Here is a 5,274-nt window from a genome sequence, read left to right as displayed (position 1 = left end):
CCGGTCGGTCCGGGGGTCGGCGCCCCGGTCGGCTGCGGTGGCGCCGTCGTCGTCGGCGCGGGGTGGACCGGCTCGGGAGGAGTGATCGGCACCCCGGTGGGCGCGGGCCGCTGCGTGACCGGTGTCCCGGTGGGGGTGGGCGCCTTCGTGGTGCCGGTGGGGGCCGGCATGGTGGTGCCGATGGGTCCCGGCCCCGGGGGCGTCGTCGTCGAGCCCGGTGAGGTCTCGACGTACCCCCAGCTGACGTCGATGGGGCCGCCCTTGGGGTCACCGCCGAGCGCCACGAAAGCCCCGAGCGACAGATCGAGGTCGTGGAGCGGCATGCCGGCGGGCCCGCGGTCGAGGACGGTCGCGACGATCGACGTCCCCCCGTGCTGGATCCAGACCGACTGGAAGCAGTGCGGCGCCGAGTATCCGTTGCCGAACTCGGCGGGGCTCGGGGCCACCACCAGGTCGCTCGGCACGGATGCCTGGCCGCAGGCGCCGAGACCCACGGGGTAGTGCGTCGCCCGTCCCGCGTAGGCGGCGCTGGGCGAGGCCGTCGCCAGCGTGATGCCGCCGGCGAGCAGCAGCGCAGCCGCTCCGGTCTTCGCCGCTCGTGCCCTCATGAACTCCTCTTCCCTGCTTGGTGGCGCCGATCGGCGCCAGCAGGCACCACGCTCGCAGCCCCCGCTCACGCCTGGCTCACGTTCGGCGTGCGCGGGCCGGCTCGGCGGTGCGGCCGTTCCGGCCGGTGCATGCGCGAAGCCCCGGAGGGCTCCTGCGGGTGCAGGGCCTTCCGGGGCTTCGCGAAGGTGACGAGCGTCAGAGGATGTCGCCCGGGGCGTACTTGGCGGCCTCGGGGTGGGCGGCGGCGACGGCCTCGATGCGGCGGACGATTTCGCCGACCTGGGCGGCGGCGGCGCCGGTGAAGGAGAGGCGGTCGGCGAGCAGGGCGTCGATCGCTGCGCGGTCGAGCGGGATCCGGGTGTCGGCGGCGAGCGCCGGGACCAGGGTGTTCTCGCGGGCGCCCTCGCGCATGGCCAGCGCGGCGGCCACCGCGTGCTCCTTGATGACCTCGTGCGCGGTCTCCCGGCCGACGCCGGCCCGGACGGCCGCCATCAGGACCTTGGTGGTGGCCAGGAACGGGAGGTAGCGGTCGAGCTCGGCCTCGATGACGGCGGGGAAGGCGCCGAACTCGTCGAGGACGGTGAGGAAGGTCTCCAGCAGGCCGTCGAAGGCGAAGAACGCGTCCGGCAGCGCGACCCGGCGGACCACGGAGCAGGAGACGTCGCCCTCGTTCCACTGGTCGCCGCCGAGCTCGGCGGTCATCGAGGCGTAGCCGCGCAGGATGACGGCGAGGCCGTTGACGCGCTCGCAGGAGCGGGTGTTCATCTTGTGCGGCATGGCCGAGGAGCCGACCTGGCCGGCCTTGAAGCCCTCGGTGACCAGCTCGTGGCCGGCCATCAGGCGGATGGTCTTGGCGATGCTGGACGGGCCGGCGGAGAGCTGGACCAGGGTGGAGACCACGTCGTAGTCGAGCGAGCGCGGGTAGACCTGGCCGACCGAGGTGAGGACGTTGTCGAAGCCGAGGTGGCCCGCCACCCGGCGCTCCAGCTCGGCGAGCTTCTGGGCGTCGCCGCCGAGGAGGTCGAGCATGTCCTGGGAGGTGCCGACCGGGCCCTTGACGCCGCGCAGCGGGTAGCGGGCGATCAGCTCTTCCAGGCGGGCGAAGGCGGCCAGGACCTCGTCGGCGGCGGTCGCGAAACGCTTGCCGAGGGTGGTGGCCTGGGCGGCGACGTTGTGCGAGCGGCCGGCCATGACGAGCTCGCCGTACTGGGCGGAGAGCCGGCCGAGGCGGACCAGGACGGCCACCGTGCGGTCGCGGACGTGCTCCAGGGACTGGCGGATCTGCAGCTGCTCGACGTTCTCGGTGAGGTCGCGCGAGGTCATGCCCTTGTGGATCTGCTCGTGCCCGGCGAGTTCGGAGAACTCCTCGATGCGGGCCTTCACGTCGTGCCGGGTGACCTTCTCGCGGGCGGCGATGGACGCCAGGTCGACCTGGTCGACGACGCGCTCGTAGTCGGCGATCGCGGTGGGCGGCACCTCGATGCCGAGGTCCTGCTGGGCCTTCAGGACGGCCAGCCACAGGTGGCGCTCCAGTACCACCTTGTGCTCGGGGGACCACAGCTGGGCCAGGGTCGCCGAGGCGTACCGGGAGGCCAGGACATTGGGGATCTTGGGCTTCGCGCTCACGCTTCGCAAGCCTAACAGTCGAGGTCAGGAGGGAACGCAGCGCCTCCGCCGTGAGGAGGGGTAGCATGGCCGGTTGAACACTCACTCACACGCCACCGCAGAACTTCCCCAGGGCAAGGATATCACGTTGACTGAAGAGATGGCAAGCGACGTCGTCCTGGAAGCCGAACTCCGCACCGAGCAGCGCCGGTTGACGGAGCTGTACGCCCGACTGGACGCCACCCGCGAACAGGCCCGCGTCGCGCTGGAACAGGCCGGCGCCGAGAGCGCGCGGCCCGGCGGCACGCGGCAGGCCCGGCTGGAGCAGGAGGTGGTGCTCGCCGAGCGCACCCGCCGGCTGGCCCGGCTGACCGCCGTCGAACGCGGCCTGTGCTTCGGCCGGATCGACGGCCGCGACGGCGCCGTCCACCACCTCGGCCGGATCGGCCTGCTGGACGAGGAGTTCGAACCGGTGCTGCTCGACTGGCGGGCCCCGGCCGCCCGCCCGTTCTACACCGCGAGCGCCGCCGACCCGGCCGGTCTGCTGCGCCGCCGCCACCTGCGCACCCGGGGCCGACAGGTGGTCGGCCTGGACGACGAGGCGTTCGACCTGGACGCGCTGGACGCCGACGGCCGCCGCACCCTGGTCGGCGAGGCCGCGCTGCTGGCCGAGCTGCGCCGGGCCCGGACGGGGCGGATGCGCGAGGTGGTGGCGACCATCCAGGCCGAGCAGGACCGGGTGATCCGCTCCGGGCTGCACGGCGCGGTGGTGGTGCACGGCGGCCCCGGCACCGGCAAGACGGTGGCCGCGCTGCACCGGGCCGCGTACCTGCTGTACACCCACCGGGAGGTGCTGGAGCGGCGCGGCGTGCTGGTGATCGGCCCCAACCCGGCCTTCCTGCGCTACATCGAGCAGGTACTGCCCTCGCTCGGCGAGACCGAGGTGCTGCTGCGCACCCTCGGCGAGCTGTTCCCGGGCGTGCACGCGGTTGACGCGGACCGACCGGAAACCGCTTTCCTGAAGGGTTCGCCGAAGATGGCCGAGGTGCTCGCCGAGGCGGTGCGCCTGCACCAGCGGCTGCCCGCCGGGGACGGCCTGATCACCGCGCTCGACCTGCCGCTCCCCCGTCGGCTGCTGGCCGCCGCCCGGGACGGCGCCCGGGGCCTGCGGCTGCCGCACAACGCGGCCCGCGCCGAGTTCCTGCGCACCGCCCTGCGCGGCCTGGCCCGGGCCCGCGCGGACGCGATCGGCCGCCCGTGGGACGAGGAGGAGGCCCGGTACGCGCCGGGCGAGCTGTGGGCCGAGCCGGAGGTGCGGGCCGCCCTGGACGCGCTGTGGCCGCTCCTGACGCCGCAGCAGCTCGTCGAGTCGCTGCTCGCCGACCCGGAGCGCCTCGCCCCGTCCCTGACCCCCGCCGAACGCGCCGCGCTGCACCGCGCGCCCGGCGCACCGTGGACGGTGGAGGACGTCCCGCTGCTGGACGAGGCCGCCGAACTACTGGGCAGTGACGGCGCGGAGCAGCGCCGGGCCGCCGCCGAGCGGGGCCGGGCCCGGGCCGATGCCGAGCAGTACGCCCGTGGAGTGCTCCAAGTGACCGACCAGGAGGGCGAGTTGGACGCGGCTTCGCTGGCGGACCGGCACGCCGAGGAGGGGCCGTACCGGTCGACGGCCGAGCGGGCGGCAGCGGACCGGGAGTGGACGTTCGGGCATGTGGTGGTCGACGAGGCGCAGGAGCTGTCGGCGCTGGCCTGGCGGATGGTGATGCGGCGGATCCCGACCCGGTCGCTGACGGTGGTGGGCGATCTGGCGCAGACCTCGTCGGCGGCGGGCGCGCACGACTGGCAGGAGATGCTGGGCCGCTACCTGGGCACGCGCTGGCGGGAGGAGCGGCTGACCGTCAACTACCGCACCCCGGCGCCGATCATGGCGGTGGCGGCGGCGCTGCTGGCGGCCGTCGATCCGGCGGCGCGGGCGCCCGAGTCGGTGCGGGCGGAGGGCGAGGCGCCGCGGGCGGTGGCGGTCGGGGACTACGCGGCGCAGCTGCCCGCGCTGCTGGCGCCGGACGGGCCGGGCACCACGGGCCTGGTGGTGCCGGACGGCCGGTTGGCGGAGTTGGCGCACCTGGGGGCACTGACTGCCGCGCAGAGCAAGGGACTTGAGTTCGACGCGGTGGTGGTGGCCGATCCGGCGGCGATCCTGGCGCAGTCCCCGCGCGGCGGCCACGACCTGTACGTGGCGCTGACCCGGGCCACCCGTCGACTGACCGTCGCCCACCACGGCCCGCTGCCGGAGCCGCTGCGGGCGGCATTCGAGCGGGCCGCTGTCGAACGGGCCGCTGTCGACCGGACAGGGTCGGCGAAAATGGGGTGATCCGGACGGGCGGGACGGGTTAGGGTCCCGCCATGACGACTCGTACGTTCCGCATCATGGTGCGCGGTGCCTTTGACGCCCTCACCCCCGAGCAGCACGCCGAGCTGACGGCCGCCGCGGCCGAGCACGACGTGCTGAAAGCGCAGTTCACCGACGAGGGCCATCTGACGTACGACCTGTCGGCGCGCCCGTTCTTCACCTTCCGGTTCCTGGAGTACGGCGAGGCGGAGGAGGACGTCGTGGCGGCGTCGGTGCGGGCGGAGACGGCGGCGGAGCTGTGGCTGACGGACCGCGGGTACGGCTACAAGAACCTGAAGTCGCAGGCGCAGGACATGTCGCTGGCGGCGGTGGGCGCGCGGGGCAAGCAGGAGGCCCGGCGGAAGTCCTGACGGCCGGTCAGAACAGGGTGTCCTGTTCGGCGGCGGGGCGGGCCCGGGGCAGCAGGGTGAGGCCGTCGCAGGCGTCGGCGGGTTCGGCGTGCAGGGTCCAGCCGGTGAGCAGGCGGGTGTCGAGGAGCAGCGGGGGCCCGGCGGGCGGGTCGAGGAAGAGGTGGCCGCCGATCGGTCGGCGCAGTCGGCCGGTCAGGCGGGCGCCGTCGCTGAGGGCCTTGACCTGCTGGTACTGGTCGGGGGCGCCGGCGGTCAGGCCGTACAGCTCGACCTGGTCGGTGACGGGGTGGTCGGGCAGCA

Annotated in this window: 4 protein-coding genes and 1 pseudogene; 2 read left to right on the top strand and 3 right to left on the bottom strand. The window is 74.5% G+C overall.

Going from position 1 to position 5,274, the window contains the following annotated elements; translation table 11 throughout:
- Together IEZ12_RS31080 and purB are read right to left on the bottom strand one after the other, a co-directional pair.
- A partial coding sequence (locus IEZ12_RS31080; RefSeq protein WP_505744228.1) for an RlpA-like double-psi beta-barrel domain-containing protein occupies positions 1–608 on the bottom strand: 608 nt, incomplete at its 3' end.
- A gap of 196 nt (positions 609–804) precedes the next feature.
- Positions 805–2,244, bottom strand: a complete 1,440-nt coding sequence (gene purB, locus IEZ12_RS31075) for an adenylosuccinate lyase (RefSeq protein ID WP_189276791.1) — start codon at positions 2,242–2,244, stop codon at positions 805–807.
- Between the two features lie 130 nt (positions 2,245–2,374).
- On the opposite strand from purB, the gene IEZ12_RS31070 reads away from it, so the two are divergent.
- Positions 2,375–4,585 (top strand): HelD family protein, encoded by a 2,211-nt coding sequence (locus IEZ12_RS31070; protein WP_189276789.1) that lies wholly within the window; start codon positions 2,375–2,377, stop codon positions 4,583–4,585.
- A gap of 32 nt (positions 4,586–4,617) precedes the next feature.
- Positions 4,618–4,974: a DUF6204 family protein gene (locus IEZ12_RS31065; RefSeq protein WP_043911676.1), complete on the top strand. Its 357-nt coding sequence runs from the start codon at positions 4,618–4,620 to the stop codon at positions 4,972–4,974.
- A 7-nt stretch (positions 4,975–4,981) separates the two neighbouring features.
- Here the strand turns inward: IEZ12_RS31065 and IEZ12_RS31060 are convergent.
- A pseudogene (locus IEZ12_RS31060) lies at positions 4,982–5,274 on the bottom strand (hypothetical protein); the annotation flags it as partial.

The organism is Kitasatospora griseola (assembly GCF_014648555.1).
GTDB classification, from domain to species: Bacteria; Actinomycetota; Actinomycetes; order Streptomycetales; family Streptomycetaceae; genus Kitasatospora; species Kitasatospora griseola.
Note: the sequence above shows the minus strand (reverse complement) of the source record. Positions and strands in the feature narration are given on the sequence as shown.

What these genes read in the sequence shown, in the direction of transcription:
- IEZ12_RS31070 (WP_189276789.1), top strand. Translation starts at nt 2,375, where the DNA reads ATGGCAAGCGACGTCGTCCTGGAAGCCGAACTCCGCACCGAGCAGCGC.
- IEZ12_RS31065 (WP_043911676.1), top strand. Translation starts at nt 4,618, where the DNA reads ATGACGACTCGTACGTTCCGCATCATGGTGCGCGGTGCCTTTGACGCC.